The organism is Neopoerus faecalis (assembly GCF_029218125.1).
Classification (GTDB): Bacteria; Bacillota; Clostridia; order Oscillospirales; family Oscillospiraceae; genus Oscillibacter; species Oscillibacter faecalis_A.
This window is the reverse complement of the sequence record NZ_JARFXX010000006.1, coordinates 110,725-132,006: the sequence shown is the minus strand read 5'-3', so window position 1 is coordinate 132,006 and position 21,282 is coordinate 110,725. Positions and strand designations below refer to the sequence as shown.

Sequence of the window (21,282 nt, the reverse complement as noted above, 5' to 3'; positions counted from 1 at the left end):
GGTGACCGGAATGAAACTTCAGAAACTCAGTCGGACCAATGCCGTGAATTTCTCCACCTATCTCGGTGTTGTGGTCTTCTATGTGGCCGTCACACTGCTCAGCGGTGCCGGAGTCCTGAACCGCTCCATGACCGGCCTGCTGGTCCCCATCTGTTGCTATATGTCCATGGCCGTATCCCTGAACCTCACCGTGGGTATCCTCGGTGAGCTGAGTCTGGGGCACGCCGGCTTTATGAGCGTGGGTGCCTTCGCCGGTGTGATTGCCTCCCAGAGCTTGATAGACACCATCCCCTCCGCCGGTGTGCGTCTGGCCATCGCCATGATCGTCGGCGCTGTCTTTGCCACCATCGCGGGCTTCATTGTGGGCGCGCCTGTGCTGCGGCTTCAGGGTGACTATCTTGCCATTGTGACGCTGGCCTTTGGTGAGATCATCAAGGAGCTGGTGACCTGCCTCATTGTGGGCCATGATGAAAACGGTCTCCACATTCTCTTTAACCTCACCGGCAATAAGACGGTAGACGATCTGCACCTGACTGAGACCGGCACCGCCATCATCAAGGGCGCGCAGGGCACGGCCAATGTCAAAACCATCGCCTCCTTTACCGCCGGCTTTATTCTGGTGATGCTCACGCTGGTCATCGTCCTGAACCTGAAGCACAGCCGTGCCGGCCGGGCCATCATGGCCATGCGGGATAACCGCATTGCCACAGAGAGCATCGGCATCAACGTCACGAAGTACAAGCTTATGGCTTTTGTCACCTCCGCCGCGTTGGCCGGTGCCGCCGGTGCGCTGTACGGTCTGAACTACTCCTCCCTGCAGGCGTCCAAGTTCAACTTCAACACCTCTATTCTGGTGCTGGTGTTCGTGGTGCTGGGCGGTCTCGGCAACATCTGGGGCAGCCTCATTGCCGCTGCCGCGCTGACCATTCTGCCCGAGGCGCTGCGTCAGTTTGCGGATTACCGGATGCTGGTGTACGCCATCGTGCTGATTCTGGTGATGCTCATTACCAACAATCCCACGCTGAAGAATTTCTTCCTCCGGCTGAAGCCCGGCAAGAAAAACGAAAAGGAGGCCGCCTGATATGTTTGGAAAGCTGGTTCCTGTTCCCTCCGGCGCCATGATTCCGGAGCGGGACATTGATAAGCGGCCCATCCTCAACTGCGTGAATCTGGGCGTTACCTTCGGCGGCCTGAAGGCCGTGGACGATTTCAACCTCATGATCGGCCGCACGGAGATTGCCGGTCTCATCGGCCCCAACGGTGCCGGTAAGACCACGGTTTTCAATCTGCTGACCAAGGTTTACCAGCCCACTCACGGCACAATTCTGCTGGATGGCCGGGATACCCACGATATGTCCACCGCTCAGGTGAACCGGGCTGGTATCGCCCGTACCTTCCAGAATATCCGCCTGTTTGACAACCTGACCGTAGAGGAAAATGTCACCGCCGCCATGGATTCTCAGATGAAGTACGGCATGGTCAGCGGCATTCTCCGCCTCCCCGGCTTCTGGAAAGAAGAAAAGATTGCCCACGAGCGGGCGCTGGAGCTTTTGAGCCTGTTCCACATGGAGGACGTCGCAAACGTCAAGGCCGGTTCCCTGCCTTACGGTGCACAGCGCCGTTTGGAGATCGTCCGGGCGCTGGCCACCAACCCCTCTCTGCTGCTGCTGGACGAGCCTGCCGCCGGTATGAACCCCTCGGAAACGGCAGAGCTGATGGAAAATATCCGTAAAATTCGTGATACGTTCCAGATTGCCATTCTCCTCATCGAGCATGACATGAATCTGGTCATGAACATCTGCGAGGGCATCTGCGTGCTGAACTTCGGCAAGGTCATCGCCAAGGGCAGCCCCGCGGAAATTCAATCCAACCCGGTGGTCATTGAGGCCTATCTGGGTAAGCAAAAGGAGGCGTGAGCATGAGCACCATTTTGAAGGTTGATGACATCAACGTCTATTACGGCAGCATCCACGCCATCAAGGGTATCTCCTTTGAGGTCAACGAGGGCGAGATCGTTACTCTGATCGGCGCCAACGGTGCCGGTAAGTCCACAACACTGAACACCATCGCCTGCCTGCTGCGGAGCAAGAGCGGCCATATCGACTTCATGGGCCAGCCCTTGAACCACGTTCCCAGCCACAAGGTTGTCTCCAAGGGGCTTGCACTGGTCCCGGAGGGACGCCGGGTGTTCCTGCAGATGACCGTTCAGGAAAATCTGGACATGGGCGCGTTCTCCCGCAAGGGCGGCGATATTGAGGGCGACATGGAGCGCGTGTTTGAGCAGTTCCCCCGCCTGAAGGAGCGCCGCCGCCAAATCGCCGGAACGCTTTCCGGCGGCGAGCAGCAAATGCTGGCGATGGGCCGCGCTTTGATGAGCAACCCCAAGCTGCTGATGCTGGACGAGCCTTCCATGGGCCTTGCCCCGATTTTGGTGGAACAGATTTTTGACATTATCAAGGAACTGCACAAAGCGGGCACCACGATCCTTCTCGTGGAGCAGAATGCACAGGCGGCCCTTTCCGTGGCCGACCGCGGCTACGTGCTGGAAACCGGCAAGATCGTCACCACCGGCACCGGCGCGGAGCTGCTGGCCTCCCCCGCCATCAAAAAAGCATATCTGGGCGGCTGATTTTTCCGCCCATCATCAAAATCTCCCCGTTGCTTCCAGCGGGGAGATTTTTTCCCGCTTTTCAAACGGCACAGCGCATGGTATACTGGTGTCAAGACACCTGTAGACCATATTCAAAAAGGGGGCAAGCGCTGTGTATCTCATCGGCGGACTTCTCATGATTGCGCTGGGGCTATTTATGCTGCTGCGCCCGGACGATTTTTTCGACCTGGCAGAGCTGGAAATCCGAAGCTCCCGGTGAGTCCTCCCCCGGCTATTGCTGCTCTATCCGGTTCGGCGGTATCATATTCTGCATCGTGGGTATGATCGCCATCGTAACGCAGTTTCTCACATAATCACCTATCGGCCGCTCTCGGCCATTTTCCCGTATTTTAAGGAGGTCTTTTGATGCACGCACAGGAACGCCGACAGGAAATTTTAAAGCTCCTGCACCAATCCGCACACCCCATCAGCGCCTCGGCGCTGGCGGAGCGCTTTTCCGTCACCCGTCAGGTCATCGTGGGCGATATTGCGCTGCTTCGCTCCGGCGGCGCGGATATTCTGGCTACCCCCCGGGGCTATTGCATTCAGGGCGCCGCTCCCGGCCTTGTGCGCCGGGTAGCAGTCCGGCACACGCCGCACCGCATGGAAACGGAGCTGAACATCATGGTGGATAACGGCTGCACCGTGGTAGATGTGATCGTGGAGCACCCGCTCTACGGACAGCTCACCGGCTCCCTTCAGCTTTCCACCCGTGCGGAGGTCGAACAGTTCATGGCCCGCAGCCTAACCACACAGCCCCTCTCCGCCCTCACCGGCGGCATCCACCTCCATACGCTGCTCTGCCCCGATGAGGCCGCGTTCCAGCGCGTCCGGGAGGCTCTGCGGCAGGAGGATATTCTGCTGGAGGACTAAACCGCGCAAATCACGGTTGACAGCCGGAGAAACTATGTGTATGATAGAGTATACAGGTGTCAAGACACCTGTATACTCTATCATTTTGTAAAGGATACACACCCATGGAAAGCATCAAGAAATTTTTGCAGCGCAAGAACATCGTCTTTTCCGCGAAGCGCTATGGCATCGACGCACTGGGGGCCATGGCACAGGGCCTTTTCTGCTCCCTGCTCATCGGCACCATCCTCAATACCCTCGGCAGCCAGTTCCACATCGACTTTCTCACCGCGCAGATCGCCGAAAAGGTTCCCTATACCGTAGGCGGCCTGACCTCCTTCATGAGCGGCCCCGCTATGGCCATCGCTATCGGCTACGCCTTGCAGGCCCCGCCGCTGGTGTTGTTCTCTCTGGCGGCCGTGGGCTATGCCTGCAACCTGCTGGGCGGCGCGGGCGGCCCGCTGGCAGTGCTGTTTGTCGCCATCATCGCCGCCGAATGCGGTAAGGCCGTCAGCAAGGAAACCAAGATCGACATTCTGGTCACGCCCATTGTCACCACCCTCATCGGCGTCGGCGCGGCCTACCTCATTGCGCCGCCCATCGGCGCGGCGGCCAGCGCCTTCGGTCAGGTCATCATGCAGGCCACGGCGCTCCAGCCCTTCCTGATGGGTATTCTCGTATCCGTTTTAGTGGGAATCGCCCTGACGCTGCCCATCTCCTCTGCCGCCATCTGCTCCGTCCTGAGCCTGACCGGGCTTGCCGGCGGCGCCGCCGTGGCAGGCTGCTGTGCGCAGATGGTGGGTTTTGCCGTGATGAGCTTCCGGGAAAACGGCTGGGGCGGTCTCATCAGCCAGGGCCTCGGCACCTCCATGCTGCAAATGCCGAACATCGTGAAAAATCCCCGGGTCTGGATCGCTCCCATTGTCACCTCCGCCATCACCGGTCCTATTGCCACCTGTCTGTTCCATCTGGAAATGAATGGCGCGGCCATCAACTCCGGCATGGGAACCTGCGGCCTGTGCGGCCAACTGGGTGTCTGGACAGGCTGGGTGGCTCCCAGCGAGGCTGCCGTAGCCAACGGCGCCGCGGCCATTATCCCCACTGCCTTTGACTGGGCGGGCCTCCTGCTGATTTCCTTTATTCTGCCCGCTATTCTCTGTCCCCTTATCAATCAGTTCTGCCGCAGAGCCGGCTGGGTCAAGGACGGAGACCTGAAGCTCCCTTGATTTTCCGCCGCAGCCGTGCTATCCTTGGTAAAAAGGAATGTGAGGTGCGTTTCATGGAATACAGGAAATTCGGCGATACCTATGTGCTCCGTCTGGATCAGGGCGAGGAGGTCATGGAGTCGCTCCGCCGCTTTGCAGAGGCAGAACAGATTTCGCTTGCTTCCGTACAGGGCATTGGTGCCCTCAGCGCCTTTGATTTAAAGGCCCACCACTATGAGGGCTGCTATGAGATCACCTCCCTGCTGGGAACCATTGATACCATGGACGGGCAATTCTATTGCCATCTTCATCTCAATGCCGCCGAACAGGATGACCGCCCCGTGGGCGGACACCTGACACGCGCCGTGATTCGCGTCACCGGCGAGTTGATCGTCCGGGTGCTGGACGGCCAGGTGGAGCGGGCCATGGACCCTGTGATTCAGCGCAATCTCTGGCACTTTTAACGCTTTGACAACAGCACATTTTACGAACATTCCGGCCGTTTTCGGCCGGAATGTTCTTTTTTCTCTGTTCTTTATAAAAATCAGTCTGGATTTCATTTTATTTTGTTTGCATTTCAGACGGCAAAAGCGGAACATCTGTTGACGTTTCGCGCATTTATGGTTTAAAATAGATGTAAACACAGGCATTTTTCCGCATACTGTACCCGTTTATTGCCGAGGCACACATCTTACGGTATATCGCGGTATGCTTACGCGCCTGTTCACGCCCCGCAAATCTCTTTAAGCAGCTCATTCATCTATCAGAAAGGATGCGTATATTACATGGATGTAAAGAAGTGCAGTATCTTGGCGGCCAAAATCCGGCTGGAGACCCTGAAGGTCATCCACTCCCGGGGCTTCGGCCATGTGGGCGGCTCTATGGATCTGGCAGACCTGATGGCCGTGCTGTATGGCGAGGTCATGCGCTATGATCCCAAGAACCCCCGCTGGGAGGACCGCGACTGGCTGGTGCTCAGTAAGGGCCACGCCGGCCCCGTGGCCTACGCCACCTTCGGTCTTGTGGGCTTTTACCCCATGGAGGAGGCCTACACCCTGAACCAGCCCCACACCAAATTTCCCAGCCACACGGACCGGAAGCTGACGCCCGGCGTGGATCTGACCACCGGCTCCTTAGGACAGGGTGCCTCCTCTGCCGCCGGCGCCGCCCTCGGCAACAAAATTGATGGCCGTACCAATCATGTTTTCTGCGTTGTAGGCGATGGCGAGGCCGATGAGGGCGAGGTCTGGGAGGCTTTCCACTTTGCCTATGCTCACAAGCTGGACAACCTCATCTATTTTATTGACAAAAACGGCTATCAGTTGGACGGTCCCACAGATGACATTCTGGCCCACGGCGACCTCGCCAAAAAGGCCGCGTCCTTTGGCCTCTACACGCAGGAGATCAACGGACATGACCTGCAGGCCATCTATGACGCCATTCAGAATGCCTACGCGAAAAAGGGTGTTCCCAGCTGTATCGTGCTGGACACCTGCAAGGGCAAGGGCGCGACCTTTGCCGAACCGAAGCATGACCACTCCTCCCAGCCCAGCGAGGAGCAGTGGGCTGAGGCCATTGCCGCTTCCGAAAAGGCTTTGAAGGCCATTGAAAACGCTTGAGGAGGGTGCGAGAGATGAGCGTAAAACTGATTGGAAAGCATGAAAAGGACTCCCGCGCCTGCCGCGACGCGCTGGCCCTGCCCCTGAACGAAATGATGGCCGAGGACAAGTCCATTTGCTATGTGGACTGTGACCTGACCGGCTGCATCAATACGAAGCAGCTTCTCAAAAACTATCCCGACCGCGCCCTTGAGGCCGGTATTGCCGAGGGTAATGCCGCCGGTGTTGCCGCCGGTCTGGCCGCCACCGGAAAAAAGGTATTCTTCCATTCCTTCGGATCCTTTTCCTCCCGCCGCTGTTATGACCAGATTTATATGTCCGCTGCCTATTCCGGACTGACGGTACACGTTCTGGGCTCCGATGCCGGCGTCTGCGCCGCCTTCAACGGCGGCACCCATATGCCGCTGGAGGACGCCGCCATGTACCTCAGCATCCCGGAGACCACCGTGCTGGACCCCGCTGACTACGCCCAGCTTGCAAGTATTACCCGCCAGCTTCCCGGCATCACCAAGGGCGTGACCTACACCCGCTTTGTGCGTAAGGGCATCATCAAGGTCTATGAGGACGGTTCCGAGTTCCCCATCGGCAAGGGCGTTGTCCTCCACGAGAGCGACCACGATGCTGCCGCCATCCTCACCTCCGGCATTATGGTGGACGAGGCTCTGAAAGCCTATGAGGCGCTTCAGGCAGAGGGAATCTCCGTTCGGGTCATCGACCTGTTTACATGGAAGCCGCTGGATGAGGAGTTGGTCATCAAGGCCGCCCGGGAGACCGGCGCCATCGTCACCGCCGAAAATCACAATGTCACCTGCGGTCTTGGCAGTGTGGTTGCTAACTGCCTTGCGAAAAATGCGCCGACCATTCAGGAATTTGTCGGTGTGCAGGACCGGTTCGGTCAGGTCGGCCCGCAGGACTTTTTGATGGATGAGTACGGGCTCCGATCCGTTAATATCGTGGCCGCGGTCAAAAAGGCAATCAGCCGGAAGTAAAGCCGATTTCCCCGTTTTAAAAATAAAAAAGGAGCGCCATCCGAAAGGATGGCGCTCTTTTAATTAGATTTCAGCTTACTTCGCGGCCTTGGCAGCCTTGATGGCCTCGATCAGCATGGGAGTGACCTTGAACAGGTCGCCGCAGATGCCGTAGTCAGCGATCTCAAAGATGGGAGCGGTGTCGTTCTTGTTGACGGCGATGATGCACTCGGAATCCTGCATACCAGCCTTGTGCTGGATGGCGCCGGAGATACCCAGAGCAACGTACACCTTGGGATGGACGGTCTTGCCGGTCTGACCCACCTGATGGTCGGCAGACAGCCAGCCGGAGTCGATGGTGGCACGGGAGCCGCCCACAACACCGCCGAGAACCTCAGCCAGCTCCTCAGCCAGCTTGATGCCGCCCTCAACGTCCTTGGAAATGCCGCGGCCAACGGACACGATGTAATCGGCGCCGATGAGGTCCACCAGCTTCTTGGCGGCCTTCACCACCTCGGTAACGTCGGTGTGGATGTCCTCAGCAGTCAGAGTGAAGTTGGGCTTCACGATCTCCACAGCGTTGGCCTTGGCCTCGTCAAAGGCGTTCTTCTTCATAACGCCGGGACGGACAGTAGCCATGCAGGGACGGAAGCGGGGGCAGATGATGGTAGCCATCAGGTGACCGCCGAAAGCAGGACGGGTCATCTTCAGGTTACGGTCCTCCATATCCCACTTCATGGAGTCCACGTCCAGCGTGGAGCTCTCACGCAGGAACTGGATGTAGTTGGGAACATCCACGTCCAGGTGGGTGCAGTCAGCGCACAGGCCGGTGTGCAGACGGGCCGCGCAGCGGGGGCCCAGATCACGGCCGATGTTGGTGGCGCCGATCAGGAAAGCCTCGGGCTTCAGGTCCTCGATCACGTCGCAGATGACCTTGGCGTAGGCGTCGGTGGTGTAGGTAGCCAGCAGGGGGCTCTCGCAGACAATGACCTTGTCGGCGCCGTAGCCGCCCAGCTCCTTAGCGGCGGACTCAATGCCCTCGCCGCCCAGCAGCAGACCGCACAGGTTCACGCCCAGCTCGTCGGCAAGGTCGCGGCCCTTGGAGATCAGCTCGAAATCGGTGGGCATCAGCTTGCCCTCACGCTGCTCGCAGAACACCCATACATCCTTGAAAGCAGCGATATCAGCACTGTTGAAGTTAGACATAATTCTTCTATCCCCTTTCTCAGATGATGTGCTTGGCGGCCAGAATGCCGGCCAGCTTTTCGCAGGTGGCCTTGTCAGCACCCTCCAGCATCATGCCGGCACCCTTCTGGGGAGGCGTGAAGCTCTTGAAGATGTTGGTGGGAGAGCCCTTCAGGCCGATGGTGGTAGCATCGATCAGGGGATCGTCCTTCAGGTCCTCATAGCCCAGCGTGGTCAAGGGCTTGGAATAAGCCTCAAACACGCCGCCGACGCTCATGTAACGGGGCTCGTTGAGCTCCTTGATGCAGGTCAGCAGGCAGGGGGTGTGGACCTTGATGGTCATGTAACCGTCCTCCAGCATACGCTTGACGGTAATGGTATCGCCATCTTTCTGGATGTCGGCGGCGTAGGTAACCTGGGGCAGATGCAGCTTCTCGGCGATCTGGGGACCGACCTGCGCGGTATCACCGTCGATAGCCTGACGGCCGCACAGCACAACATCGTCCTTCTCCACGCCAATCTTGTTGATGGCGGCAGCCAGAATCTGAGAGGTAGCGTAAGTATCGGAACCGCCGAACTCGCGGGCGGAAACCAGATAGGCCTCGTCAGCGCCCATAGCCAGCGCCTCACGCAGCATACCGGCGGCGGGAGGGGGGCCCATGGTGACAACGGTGACCGGGCAGCCGGTGGCGTCCTTGATCTTCAGGGCGGCCTCCAGAGCATTCATGTCATCGGGGTTGGTGATGGTCTGCATGGAAGCACGGTTCAGCGTACCATCGGGGTTGACAGCGACCTTGCCGGAGGTATCGGGAACCTGCTTAATAGAAACAATAATTTTCATTTTAACCTTTACCTCCTTAAATTATTTCACGCCCAAGCGGCTGGAAATAACCATGCGCTGGACCTCAGAAGTACCCTCATAGATCTCGGTGATCTTGGCGTCGCGCATCATGCGCTCCACGGGATACTCACGGGTGTAGCCGTAGCCGCCGAACAGCTGCACGGCGCGGCGGGTCACATCGGAAGCGGCCTCAGCGGCAAACAGCTTGGCCATGGAAGCGTCCATGGAGTAATCCTCATGGTTCTGCTTCTTCATAGCAGCGGCATACACCAGATACTGCGCGGCCTGCATACGGGTGTGCATATCGGCCAGCTGGAACTGGGTGTTCTGGAACTGGCTCAGGCGGCGGCCGAACTGAACACGCTCCTGCGTATACTTAATGGCCTCGTTGACAGCGCCCTCGCCCAGACCCAGAGCCTGAGAGGCGATGCCGATACGACCGCCATCCAGCGTCTGCATGGCGATCTTGAAGCCCTTGCCTTCCTTACCCAGCAGATTCTCCTTGGGAACTACGCAGTCCTCAAAGATCAGATCGCAGGTGGAGGAGCCGCGAATGCCCATCTTCTTCTCGTGCTTGCCGGTAGAGAAGCCGGGGAAGCTCTTTTCCACGATGAAGGCGGAAATGCCGTGGTTGCCCTTGGTCTTATCGGTCATGGCGAACACCACGAAGGTATCGGCCACGTTGCCGTTGGTGATGAAGCACTTGCTGCCGTTGAGGACATAGTCACCATTCTCGTTCTTGACAGCGGTGGTCTGCTGGCCGGAAGCGTCGGTACCGGCGTTGGGCTCAGTCAGGCCGAAGGCGCCGATCTTGCGGCCGCTCAGCAGGTCGGGCAGATACTTCTTCTTCTGCTCCTCGGTGCCGTTCTCAAAAATGGGAGCGCAGCACAAAGAGGTGTGTGCAGAAACGATAACAGCAGTTGTACCGCAGACCTTGGCCAGCTCCTCCACGCACATGGCATAGGACAGAACATCGCCGCCGGCGCCGCCGTACTCCTTGGGGAAGTAGATGCCCATCATGCCCAGCTTCGCCATTTTCTCGACGGTCTCCATGGGGAAGCGCTCTTCCTCATCGATCTCCTCAGCCAGAGGCTTGACCTCGTTCTCGGCGAATTCCCGGTACATCTTGCGGAGCATCTGCTGCTCGTTTGTCAGATGAAAATCCATGATTCGATCCTCCTACAATTTCTTGTTCGGTTATTACAGTCCCCCGGGAGGGTGCCAAAGGGTTCCCTGACCCGAAGTAAGCAATACGAATGAACGTACCCGTGAAACACCATTGTCAGACTTTTAACAACAGCACTCAAAGAAATGCAACAGCGGGAGACCTCCCCTGTTGCGCTCTCGGAGCCTTTTATCACTGATACTATGTGAAAATTATAACGCAGCCTTGAAAGAAAGGCAAGGAAAAGCCTCTCGTTAAAAGCGACAAATTTTTTTGAAAAAACTGTCGCTTATGTAAAACCGTGAAATTTCCGTATCCCGGCGCTGATTTTGCTGCCACATTATGTACCGTTTTACATGGAAAAAAGAGCGTGCGTAGAAAATCTACGCACGCTCTTTTTTAAGTAAAAATCAGTTCATGATCAGCAGCGCCATAGTGAGCACCAGAAACACCGCGCCGAACCACTTGGTCGCGCGGGCCAGCTTAGCATCAATGGTCCGAGCCTTGTTCTTGGCAAGGAAGGAATCAGCCACGCCGCCGATGGCGCCGGACAGGCCCTCGCTCTTGCCGGACTGGAACAGCACGATCAGAATGATCGCCAGACCGCAAAGCAACTGTAAAATCGTAACAGCAAGTTTCATAATGGAAAACCTCCAACATTCATTCGTGCGTACAGGCACAGGAAATCATTTTACAGAATGAAATCATACCACAATCCGTGTACCATTTCAAGTACAAATTTCAAAATGTCCGCACTCTTTTCTCTTGGCAAAAATTTTGCCAGTGTATAGAACAAATGTTTGCATTTTCGGTTCTATTATGCTATACTGATGCCAGAAAATTCCCGGCCTGTCAGGCAGCGCCGGTCAGGAGGTACATTCATGCTCTCCAATATGCAGCAGAAAATTTACGATTACATCGCCGCCTGCATCCATGAACAGGGCTATCCCCCCTCTGTCCGGGAGATTGGCGAGGCCGTAGGGCTGAAGTCCCCGTCTACCGTCCACTTCCATCTGAAAAAGCTGGCGGATCTCGGCGTCATTGAGATTGGCGCGGGCAAGGGCCGTGCCATCAGCCTGACGCATCCCGCCCCTGCCGCGCCGGAGATAGACGAAACGCCTGCCGGAAAGGTCCCCATTGTGGGAAATGTGGCTGCCGGCAGCCCCATTCTGGCGCAGGAATGTATTGAGGATTACCTGACCTTTGATACCGGTCGCCTCGGCGACACACACTTTGCGCTGCGGGTCCGGGGAGAATCCATGCTGAACGCCGGAATTCTGCCCGGCGATCTGGTGGTAGTGCGCCAGCAGCAGACCTGTAACCAAGGCGAGATCGTGGTGGCCATGATCGACGATGAGGCCACAGTCAAGCGCTTTTCCCGCAAGGGCGGCCATGTCTGGCTGCTGCCGGAAAATGACGCCTACTCCCCGATTGACGGTACCTACGCTCAGATTCTCGGCAAGGTTGTGGCCGTGGTGCGGCAGTATTGAGTCATTTTCCGGCGGAGCGGTACAGCACTCCTTCCTGCGGTTGAATTCCGCCAAGGATCAGCAGCTCCTCCACCGTAACAAGCCAATACCCCTGCTCCTCCAGCGTGTCCACGATCTGAAGCGCCGCGTCTACAGAGGTGGAGTAAATATCGTGCAGCAGAATGATATCTCCAGGCTGCACCGCCTCCAGCACGGCCCGTACCACCTTGTCCGTATTGCGGCTTTCCCAGTCCCGTGGGTCTACGGACCAGTGCACCATAGGCACCGTGATTCCGGCCTGTACCGTCGGCGCCACAAGGCCATATGGTGGGCGCAGCCAGCAGCTTTCCGTGCCTAAAATGCCGCAGATGGCCCGCTGAGCCTCCTCGATGTCGGCCAGCTGCCCGGCCGCGTCGCTGCCATCCAGCCGGATATGGCTGTAGGTATGATTTCCGATTTGGTGCCCCTCTCTCTGCATCCGTAGAACAAGGTCCTCATTACCCGCCAGCCGCTCCCCCACCAGAAAAAATGTCGCGCTGGCCCCCCGCTGCCGCAGGCCATCCAGCAGGCGGGCCGTTGTATCCCGCCGAGGTCCGTCATCAAAGGTCAGCGCCACGTACTTCGGCTCTGCCGAAATTTCGGCCGGTGCTGAGGCCGGAACACCCGTCACCTCGGCGGCAGACTCTATGAAAATCAGCATCAGCAGATAAATAAAAATTGACAGCAGTTTTTGCATTCCTATCGCTCTTTCTTCCCGTATTCAGACATAGTTTATGCCTGCGCGGGAAAATTACTGTTGTCAAATGCAGAGAAACCATGAAAAATCAGGCAGCGGTTGTTTTTTCTTTTTTCATGAAAAACAGGACAGGCACAAAAATCTCTGTGCCTGTCCTGTTTTTTGCTGCGGATTTTCAATTTTTTGATAAACCGTTGATCAAAGTGGATTTCTCTGGTACAGCAGCGTATTTCCGTTTATATCATAAAAGGTAATGCTTCCTGCATTGACGGGCAGAACGATTGCAAAGGGCTTCCTGCTGTCAATATCCAGCACTTGAACTTCGTTTCCGTCATCAATTTCTGCCCGTGCCGCCTGTTGCCGGTTCATGGAAATAAACGCCTGCTCCTTGTATCCCTCCACTGTGCACGCCAGAATTTCCTTATCTACACTCGAAAGGTTTCCCCCGTCGCAAAAGAAATAGCCAAAGGAAAGTCCGGGACGATTCAAACGAATGGTCCGTCCGCTCCTGCGGATACGCAATATAGGCCGCCATTGTGTTGGAAACACTTCCGTCAACAGTCCAATCGGCCTGTATTTTTGATGAGCCGCGGATATCCGTCTCCAGTTTGGCAGCCGCTATGCCTATATCATGACGGGAATAAAGAAAAACGGCAAATAACGCGCATATCAGAGCAAGTCCCGATATGACCCTATACAAGCTTCGTTTCATTTTGCTATGTCCCACAAAATCAACTCTTATGGATAAAAGCATAACATAATACCCTCATGCCGGTTGCAAGGATTTGTGAGAAATCAAAGCCACACGAGTACATTTGCTGTTAGCATAACCAGCCGCAAAAAGGCAGGCACCGATGCGAAATCGGTGCCTGCCTTTTATTCTTTTAAGGGATACCTGCCGTGTTTGAACAGAGGGCTTTTCGCCTTAAATCTCCTCCAGCGTGGCTTCCTTTTCCTCAACTGTCTCGTCGGGCACAAGCTGCTCGGCAAAATCGTGGTATGCCTGCAGACCGGTACCGGCGGGAATCAGCTTGCCGATGATGACATTCTCCTTCAGGCCCACCAGATGGTCCTTCTTGCCCTTGATAGCGGCCTCGGTCAGAACCTTGGTCGTCTCCTGGAAGGAAGCAGCGGACAGGAAGGAATCGGTGGCCAGAGACGCCTTTGTAATACCCATCAGCAACTGGGTCGCCTGCGCGTGGCGCAGAGGCTCGCCCTGCTCGTTGGTCTCGCCTGCCGCGTTGCGGCGGTCGATTTCCTCATTGGCGGCGTCAAATTCCAGAACGTCCACCATAGAGCCATCCAGCAGCTTCGTGTCGCCGGAATCCTCCATACGAACTTTTCGCATCATCTGGCGGACAATGACCTCAATGTGCTTATCGTTGATGTCAACGCCCTGCTGACGGTACACACGCAGGACCTCTTGGATGAGGTAGTTGTACACTGCGTCATTGCCGCGGATGCGCAGGACCTCGTGGGGGTTCAGTGCGCCGTAGGTGAGCTGGGTGCCCTTTTCAATGACATCGCCATCCTTCACCTGCAGACCCGTGTGAGGCACGGCGTAGGTGCGGGTGTCTCCGTCCGGCGCGGTGATGATGATGTTCAGCAGGCTGCCCTTGGTAGCCTCCTCGAACTTCACGGTGCCGCCGATCTCTGCCAGCGTGGCCATACGCTTGGGCTTCCGGGCCTCGAACAGCTCCTCAACACGGGGAAGGCCCTGCGTGATGTCGCCGCCGGCCAGACCGCCGGTATGGAAGGTACGCATGGTCAGCTGGGTACCGGGCTCGCCGATGGACTGGGCTGCGATAATGCCGACTGCCTCGCCGGGGCCGACAGGCTGCTGCGTGGCAAGGTTCATGCCATAGCACTTGGCGCACACACCGCTGTGGGCCTTGCAGGTCAGAACAGTGCGGATCATGACAGTGGGATACTCGTCCTTGGCCGGGTCGAAGGCACACACATCGCCCTCCCGGGGATTGAGCTGGACCCATGCACGGCTCTCCATGAGCTTGGCATCGTCTTCGGTCATCATCTTGCTGTTGGGAATCAGGACCTCACGGGTCTCGGGGTCCACAACATCGCCCACGAGGAAGCGGCCCCGGACACGGTCGGAGAACTTCTCAATGACCTGACCGTTCTCACTGATACGGGAGACCTTGATGCCGTGAGTCACGCCGCAGTCCTGCTCGCGGATGATGACGTCCTGAGAGACGTCCACCATGCGGCGTGTCAGATAACCGGAGTCTGCGGTACGCAGAGCGGTATCGGCCAAACCCTTACGGGCGCCGCGGCTGGAAATGAAGTATTCCAGAGCGGTCAGGCCCTCGCGGTAGTTTGCCTTGATGGGGATTTCGATGGTCTTACCAGCGGTGTTTGCGATCAGGCCGCGCATACCGGCCAACTGACGAATCTGCTTCATGGAGCCACGGGCGCCGGAGTCCGCCATCATGAAGATGGGGTTGTAGCGGTCCAGATTCTCCTGCAGAGCGGTGGAGACCTCGTCGGTGGTCTTCTCCCAGACCTGCACCACCTGCTTATAGCGCTCATGGTCGGTCATAAAGCCCATCTTGTACTGGTTTTCGATGTCCACCACCATCTGCTCGGACTGATGGACCAGCTCGTACTTCTTGGGCGGGATGGTCATATCCGCGATGGAAACGGTGATGGCGGCAATGGTGGAATTATGGTAGCCGGTGGCCTTGATGGCATCCAGCACCTCAGAGGCCACGGTGAAGCCGTGCTTGTTGATGGTGCGGTCAACGATCTGGCCCAGTTGCTTCTTACCGCAGGTAAAGGTGATCTCGTAGTCGCAGATGTGGTCGGGATCGCTGCGGTCCACGAAGCCGAGGTCCTGCGGGATGTTCTTGTTGAAAATGATACGGCCGGGGGTGCCGGGAACCACACGGGTAATCTTCTCGCCGTTGACCTCCAGCGTACGGCGCACCAGAAGCGGGCAGTGGGGCCCGATGATGCGCTCGTTGTAGGCCATAAGAGCCTCATCCTCGCTGGCATACACATGGATGGGCTTGAAGGTCGCGGGCTTCTGGCCCTTTTCCAGCGCGGCGTTGGCCGCAAGGAACTCATCAGCGTCCACAATGCTCTGAGCGGGAAGGTTCGTATCGCCGGCGTCCTCGCACCAGATGTTCTCCGCGCCGATCTCCGCCTTGCCCATGCGGTCCATGGTCAGGTAGTAGGAGCCCAGCACCATATCCTGCGTCGGCACGGTGACAGGGCCGCCGTCCTGAGGACGCAGCAGGTTGTTGGCAGAGAGCATCAGGATACGGGCCTCGGCCTGTGCCTCGGCAGACAGGGGCACGTGAATTGCCATCTGGTCGCCGTCGAAGTCGGCGTTGAAGGCGGTGCAGTTCAGGGGGTGCAGCTTCAGGGCGCGGCCATCCACCAGCACCGGCTCGAAGGCCTGAATACCCAGACGGTGCAGGGTCGGCGCGCGGTTGAGCATAACGGGGTGATCCTTGATGATGACGTCCAGCGCATCCCACACCTCGGTGGTGCCCTTATCCACCATCTTCTTGGCGGACTTGATGTTATTGGCGGTGCCGTCCTCCACCAGCTTCTTCATGATAAAGGGGCGGAACAGCTCCACGGCCATCTCCTTAGGCACGCCGCACTGATAGATCTTCAGCTCGGGGCCGACCACGATAACGCTGCGGCCGGAGTAGTCCACGCGCTTGCCCAGCAGATTCTGGCGGAAACGGCCCTGCTTTCCCTTCAGGAAGTCACTGAGGGACTTGAGGGCACGGTTGTTGGCGCCGGTAACAGCGCGGCCGCGGCGGCCATTGTCGATGAGGGCGTCCACGGCCTCCTGCAGCATCCGCTTCTCGTTGCGGACGATGATATCGGGGGCGTTGAGGTCCATGAGCCGCTTGAGGCGGTTATTGCGGTTGATGACCCGGCGGTACAGGTCATTGAGGTCAGAGGTGGCGAAGCGTCCGCCATCCAACTGCACCATGGGGCGCAGATCGGGGGGCAGCACCGGCAGAACGTCCATGACCATCCACTCCGGCTTGTTGCCGGAAAGACGGAAAGCGTCCACCACCTCCAACCGCTTGACGATACGGGCCTTCTTCTGGCCGGAGGCGTCCTTCAGCTCGGCGTGGAGCTGGGCGGAAAGGGCCTCAAGGTCCACATCCGCCAGCAGCTTCTTCACGGCCTCAGCGCCCATGCCGGCCTGAAAATCGTCCTCATATTTTTCGCGGTAATCGCGGTATTCCTTCTCGGAGAGAATCTGGTTTTTGGTCAGGGGCGTTTCGCCGGGATCGGTGACGATATAGTTGGCGAAATACAGCACCTTCTCCAGAATCCGGGGGCTGATGTCCAGCAGCAGACCCATCCGGGAGGGGATGCCCTTGAAATACCAGATGTGAGAGACCGGGGTGGCCAGCTCAATGTGACCCATGCGCTCCCGGCGGACCTTGGAGCGGGTGACCTCCACGCCGCAGCGGTCGCAGATCTTGCCCTTATAACGAATCTTCTTATACTTGCCGCAGTGGCACTCCCAGTCCTTCGTGGGCCCGAAAATGCGCTCACAGTACAGACCGTCCTTCTCGGGCTTCAGGGTGCGGTAGTTGATGGTCTCCGGCTTTTTGACCTCGCCGTAGGACCACTCCCGGATCTGCTCCGGGGAAGCCATGCCGATTTTAATTGCATCAAAGGCAAACTTGTTGCCTGCATTGTTTTCCATCATGTCGCGTTATCCTCCTTCAATGATTCAAATGATCCAGTTTTGTGACGAATGGGTCTTCCGGATCATTCGTCGTCGAAGTCAACATCCACATCGGCGCCGGCATCCTCCGGCGCGTCCTCAAACTCGAAGCCGGACTCCTCGAACTCGGCGTCCTCCGCGACATTGCGGTGCCGGTCATCATCGGCGTCCATCCGGGAGAGGTTAAAGGTATCCAGCGCGTCCTCATCCTCCTTGAGGTCCACCACGTTTCCGTCCTTATCCAGAACCTGAATGTTCAGGCACAGGGACTGCAGCTCCTTGAGCAGCACGCGGAAGGACTCAGGCACACCGGGCGTCGGCACGTTATGGCCCTTGACAATGGACTCATAGGTGCGGACACGGCCGGTAACATCGTCGGACTTCACCGTCAGAATCTCCTGCAGGGTGTAAGCGGCGCCGTAAGCCTCCAGGGCCCAAACTTCCATCTCGCCGAAGCGCTGGCCGCCGAACTGGGCCTTGCCGCCCAGAGGCTGCTGCGTGACGAGGGAGTACGGGCCGGTGGAACGGGCGTGAATCTTATCATCCACCAGATGATGCAGCTTCAGGAAGTACACATAGCCCACCGTGACCTTGTTATCAAAGGGTTCGCCGGTGCGTCCATCGTACAGTACGCTCTTGCCCTCGGGATCAAGGCCGGCCTTCACCAGCTCCGCCTGAATATCATCATAGGTGGCGCCATCGAAAATAGGCGTGGCCACCTTGTAGCCCAGCGCGTGAGCGGCATAGCCCAGATGGACCTCCAACACCTGACCGATGTTCATACGGGAGGGCACGCCCAGCGGGTTCAGCACGATGTCCAGCGGCGTACCGTCGGGCAGGAAGGGCATATCCTCGGTAGGCAGCACACGGGAGACAACGCCCTTGTTGCCGTGGCGGCCTGCCATCTTATCGCCCACCTGAATCTTGCGGCGCTGCGCGATATACACCCGCACCACCTGATTGACGCCGGGCCCAAGCTCGTCGCCGTTTTCACGGGTAAAGACCTTGGTATCCAGCACGATGCCGCTCTCGCCGTGTGGCACCTTCAGGGAGGTGTCGCGGACCTCGCGGGCCTTTTCGCCGAAGATAGCCCGCAGCAGGCGCTCCTCGGCAGTGAGGTCGGTCTCGCCCTTGGGTGTGACCTTACCCACCAGAATATCGCCGGACTTGACCTCGGCGCCCACGCGGATGATGCCGCGCTCGTCCAGATCCTTCAGCGCGTCCTCGCCCACGTTGGGGATATCGCGGGTGATCTCCTCGGGTCCCAGCTTGGTATCCCGGGAATCCAGCTCAAATTCCTCAATATGAATGGAGGTATACAGGTCCTCCCGCACCAGCCGCTCGTTGAGCAGCACGGCGTCCTCGTAGTTATAGCCTTCCCATGTCATGAAGCCCACGAGGATGTTCTGGCCCAGAGCGATTTCGCCCTGGTCGGTAGCGGGACCGTCCGCCAGAACGGTGGGGTCCTCCCACTCTCCCTTTTCGTTGATGCGCTTGCCGTGGACCCGCTCGCCCACGTCCACGATAGGATGCTGGTTGATGCAGGTGGTGTGGTTGGAACGCAGGAACTTAGTGAGCTTATAATCCTTGGTCACGCCGCTGTCATACTTGACAGTGACATGGCGGGCGTCCACAGAGGTGACCACGCCGTCGCCCTCGGCCAGGACCACGATCTCGGAGTCGATGCAGATCTTGTGCTCCATGCCGGTGCCCACGATGGGTGCGTGGGGCTTGAGCAGAGGCACGGCCTGCCGCTGCATGTTTGCGCCCATCAGCGCACGGTTTGCGTCATCGTTAGGCAGGAAGGGGATCATGGCGGTTGCGATGGAGACCATCATACGGGGAGAAACGTCCACGTAATCGATGCGCTCCCGATCCACCTCCACGATCTCATCGCGGTACCGGGCGGTAACACGGGCATTCACCAGACAGCCGTCCTCGCCGATGGGCTCGGTGGCCTGGGCGACGATGAAGTTGTCCTCCTCGTCGGCGGTCATGTAGGTGGCCTCCATGGCCACCTTGCCGGTCTCCTTATCCACAGCGCGGTAGGGCGCCTCAATAAAGCCGTACTCATTGATGCGGGCATAGGTCGCAAGGTAGGAGATCAGGCCGATATTGGGGCCTTCAGGGGTCTCGATGGGGCACATACGGCCGTAGTGGCTGTAGTGCACATCACGGACCTCCATGTTGGCACGCTCACGGCTCAGACCGCCGGGGCCCAGAGCGGACAGACGCCGCTTATGGGTCAGCTCGGCCAGCGGGTTCGTCTGATCCATGAACTGGCTCAGGGGGCTGGAGCCGAAGAACTCCTTGATGGCCGCGGTAACGGGCCGGATATTGATGAGGCTCTGGGGCGTGACCACATCCAGATCCTGAATGGTCATGCGCTCGCGGATCACGCGCTCCATCCGGGAGAAGCCGATGCGGAACTGGTTTTGCAGCAGCTCGCCCACACAGCGCAGGCGGCGGTTGCCCAGATGGTCGATATCGTCCTTCACGGAGATGCCCCGGGCAAGGCCGTTCATGTAGTTGATGGAGCAGAGAATATCGTCAATGATAATGTGCTTGGGAACCAGATCGTCCTTGTGGAGCTTGATCTGCTCCTTCAGTTCCTCGCCGGAATACTGGCCCAGCAGCTCCTGCAGCACATCGAAGCGCACCCGCTCCTTGATGCCGCACTCGGCGGGGTCAAAGTCCACATAGTGGCTGAGATCGCACATCCGGTTGGACTGCACCCGCAGGGGCTGATCCTCCACCATGATAACGACCTCGGCGACGCCCACGGTATCCAGCAGACGAGCGTCCTCCTTGCTCAGCAGATGGCCGTCCTCAAACAGCAGCTCGCCAGTAGCGGGGTCCGCCACGGGCTGGGCCAGCTTGTAGCCGGTAACGCGCTGCCACAGGGACAGCTTCTTGTTGAACTTGTACCGGCCCACCACGGACAGGTCATACCGCCGGGGGTCGAAGAACAGGTTGTTCATCAGGGTCTCGGAGGCCTCCACCGTGGGGGGCTCGCCGGGACGGAGCTTGCGGTAGATCTCCAGCATGGCGTCCTCATACGTCTTGCAGGGGTCCTTCTCCAGCGTGGCCGCAATACGGGGGTCATCGCTGAAGCGCTCCAGAATTTCGGCGTCGGTCTTCAGGCCCAGCGCCCGGATCAGGCAGGTGATAGGCAGCTTGCGGTTCTTGTCGATACGGACCCAGAACACCTCGTTGGTGTCGGTCTCATACTCCAGCCACGCGCCGCGGTAGGGAATCACCGTGGAGGTCAGCAGGGGCAGATCGGTCTTCAGGTCAATGTCCTTGCCGTAGTACACGCCGGGGGAACGGACGATCTGAGAGACCACCACACGCTCGGCGCCGTTGATGACAAAGGTGCCGGAGTGGGTCATCAGGGGGAAATCGCCCATGAAGATCTCCTGCTCCTTGATCTCCTCCGTCTCCTTGTTCCGCAGCCGGACCGTCACCTTCAGGGGGGCGGCATACGTGGCGTCCCGGGCCTTGCACTCCTCCACATCGTACTTGGGAGGCTCGTCCATGCGGAAGTCAATGAACGTCAGCTCCAGATTGCCCTGATAGTCGGAAATCGCGCCAACGTCCTCAAAAACCTCCTTCAGACCCGTTTTCAGAAACTCCTTGTAGGAGGTCTTCTGAATCTCAAGCAGATTGGGCATGGGCATGACTTCTTCGTGCCGGGCAAAATTCTTTCGGAGGGTTTTGCCGTAGTACTTGTCCTTAGCCATCTTCACATTCACCTTTCTTTTGCCCCGCCGCCATGAGGAACGGCCGGGCGGGTATTCTGTCCGATACACTCGGGTGAGTTGTTAAATTTATTTGAATTGCCTATTGTCATCTGTTGGCGAATGTGC

The 21,282-nt window shown here is 58.1% G+C and carries 17 protein-coding genes; 9 read left to right on the top strand and 8 right to left on the bottom strand.

Annotation, left to right across the window (positions count from 1 at the left end):
- Nucleotides 1–10: 10 nt before the first annotated feature.
- The 8 genes from PY311_RS08755 to PY311_RS08720 all read left to right on the top strand — a co-directional run bounded on the left by PY311_RS08755 (nucleotide 11) and on the right by PY311_RS08720 (nucleotide 7,315).
- The gene (locus PY311_RS08755) at nucleotides 11–1,081 is read left to right on the top strand and encodes a branched-chain amino acid ABC transporter permease (protein ID WP_286148299.1); all 1,071 of its coding nucleotides are present in this window, start codon (nucleotides 11–13) and stop codon (nucleotides 1,079–1,081) included.
- 37 nt (nucleotides 1,082–1,118) lie between these two features.
- Nucleotides 1,119–1,916 (top strand): ABC transporter ATP-binding protein, encoded by a 798-nt coding sequence (locus PY311_RS08750; protein ID WP_434059941.1) that lies wholly within the window; start codon nucleotides 1,119–1,121, stop codon nucleotides 1,914–1,916.
- Nucleotides 1,917–1,918: 2 nt separating this feature from the next.
- Entirely contained in the window at nucleotides 1,919–2,629 is a 711-nt protein-coding gene (locus tag PY311_RS08745; protein ID WP_286148297.1) for an ABC transporter ATP-binding protein, read from the top strand.
- Nucleotides 2,630–3,016: 387 nt separating this feature from the next.
- Nucleotides 3,017–3,523 carry a transcription repressor NadR gene (locus PY311_RS08740; RefSeq protein WP_286148296.1) on the top strand — a complete coding sequence of 169 codons (507 nt, stop codon included), beginning with the start codon at nucleotides 3,017–3,019 and terminating at the stop codon, nucleotides 3,521–3,523.
- A gap of 104 nt (nucleotides 3,524–3,627) precedes the next feature.
- Nucleotides 3,628–4,728, top strand: coding sequence for a PTS sugar transporter subunit IIC (locus tag PY311_RS08735; RefSeq protein ID WP_286148295.1), 1,101 nt, complete (start codon nucleotides 3,628–3,630; stop codon nucleotides 4,726–4,728).
- Nucleotides 4,729–4,781: 53 nt separating this feature from the next.
- Entirely contained in the window at nucleotides 4,782–5,171 is a 390-nt protein-coding gene (locus tag PY311_RS08730) for a PPC domain-containing DNA-binding protein (RefSeq protein ID WP_286148294.1), read from the top strand.
- Between the two features lie 321 nt (nucleotides 5,172–5,492).
- On the top strand, nucleotides 5,493–6,326 hold the full coding sequence (locus PY311_RS08725) for a transketolase (protein ID WP_286148293.1): 834 nt from the start codon (nucleotides 5,493–5,495) through the stop codon (nucleotides 6,324–6,326).
- Between the two features lie 14 nt (nucleotides 6,327–6,340).
- Nucleotides 6,341–7,315 carry a transketolase family protein gene (locus tag PY311_RS08720; RefSeq protein WP_286148292.1) on the top strand — a complete coding sequence of 325 codons (975 nt, stop codon included), beginning with the start codon at nucleotides 6,341–6,343 and terminating at the stop codon, nucleotides 7,313–7,315.
- A gap of 75 nt (nucleotides 7,316–7,390) precedes the next feature.
- On the opposite strand, the gene acrA is transcribed toward PY311_RS08720, so the two are convergent.
- The 4 genes from acrA to secG form a co-directional block, all read right to left on the bottom strand.
- Complete coding sequence (acrA, locus tag PY311_RS08715) at nucleotides 7,391–8,500, bottom strand: acryloyl-CoA reductase electron transfer subunit beta (RefSeq protein WP_286148290.1); 1,110 nt, start codon at nucleotides 8,498–8,500, stop codon at nucleotides 7,391–7,393.
- A gap of 19 nt (nucleotides 8,501–8,519) precedes the next feature.
- Nucleotides 8,520–9,320, bottom strand: a complete 801-nt coding sequence (gene acrB, locus PY311_RS08710; RefSeq protein WP_286148289.1) for an acryloyl-CoA reductase electron transfer subunit gamma — start codon at nucleotides 9,318–9,320, stop codon at nucleotides 8,520–8,522.
- Nucleotides 9,321–9,341: 21 nt separating this feature from the next.
- The gene (locus tag PY311_RS08705) at nucleotides 9,342–10,487 is read right to left on the bottom strand and encodes an acyl-CoA dehydrogenase (RefSeq protein ID WP_286148288.1); all 1,146 of its coding nucleotides are present in this window, start codon (nucleotides 10,485–10,487) and stop codon (nucleotides 9,342–9,344) included.
- Between the two features lie 408 nt (nucleotides 10,488–10,895).
- Nucleotides 10,896–11,126 (bottom strand): preprotein translocase subunit SecG, encoded by a 231-nt coding sequence (secG, locus tag PY311_RS08700; protein ID WP_286148287.1) that lies wholly within the window; start codon nucleotides 11,124–11,126, stop codon nucleotides 10,896–10,898.
- Between the two features lie 240 nt (nucleotides 11,127–11,366).
- On the opposite strand from secG, the gene lexA reads away from it, so the two are divergent.
- Entirely contained in the window at nucleotides 11,367–11,975 is a 609-nt protein-coding gene (gene lexA, locus PY311_RS08695) for a transcriptional repressor LexA (RefSeq protein WP_286148286.1), read from the top strand.
- 1 nt (nucleotide 11,976) lies between these two features.
- On the opposite strand, the gene PY311_RS08690 is transcribed toward lexA, so the two are convergent.
- From PY311_RS08690 to rpoB, 4 genes are all read right to left on the bottom strand, one after another.
- Complete coding sequence (locus PY311_RS08690) at nucleotides 11,977–12,690, bottom strand: polysaccharide deacetylase family protein (RefSeq protein WP_286148285.1); 714 nt, start codon at nucleotides 12,688–12,690, stop codon at nucleotides 11,977–11,979.
- A gap of 198 nt (nucleotides 12,691–12,888) precedes the next feature.
- Entirely contained in the window at nucleotides 12,889–13,059 is a 171-nt protein-coding gene (locus PY311_RS08685) for a hypothetical protein (protein WP_286148284.1), read from the bottom strand.
- A gap of 556 nt (nucleotides 13,060–13,615) precedes the next feature.
- Complete coding sequence (gene rpoC / locus PY311_RS08680) at nucleotides 13,616–17,392, bottom strand: DNA-directed RNA polymerase subunit beta' (RefSeq protein WP_350309724.1); 3,777 nt, start codon at nucleotides 17,390–17,392, stop codon at nucleotides 13,616–13,618.
- Nucleotides 17,393–17,457: 65 nt separating this feature from the next.
- Nucleotides 17,458–21,156 (bottom strand): DNA-directed RNA polymerase subunit beta, encoded by a 3,699-nt coding sequence (gene rpoB, locus PY311_RS08675; protein ID WP_286148282.1) that lies wholly within the window; start codon nucleotides 21,154–21,156, stop codon nucleotides 17,458–17,460.
- Nucleotides 21,157–21,282: the final 126 nt, after the last annotated feature.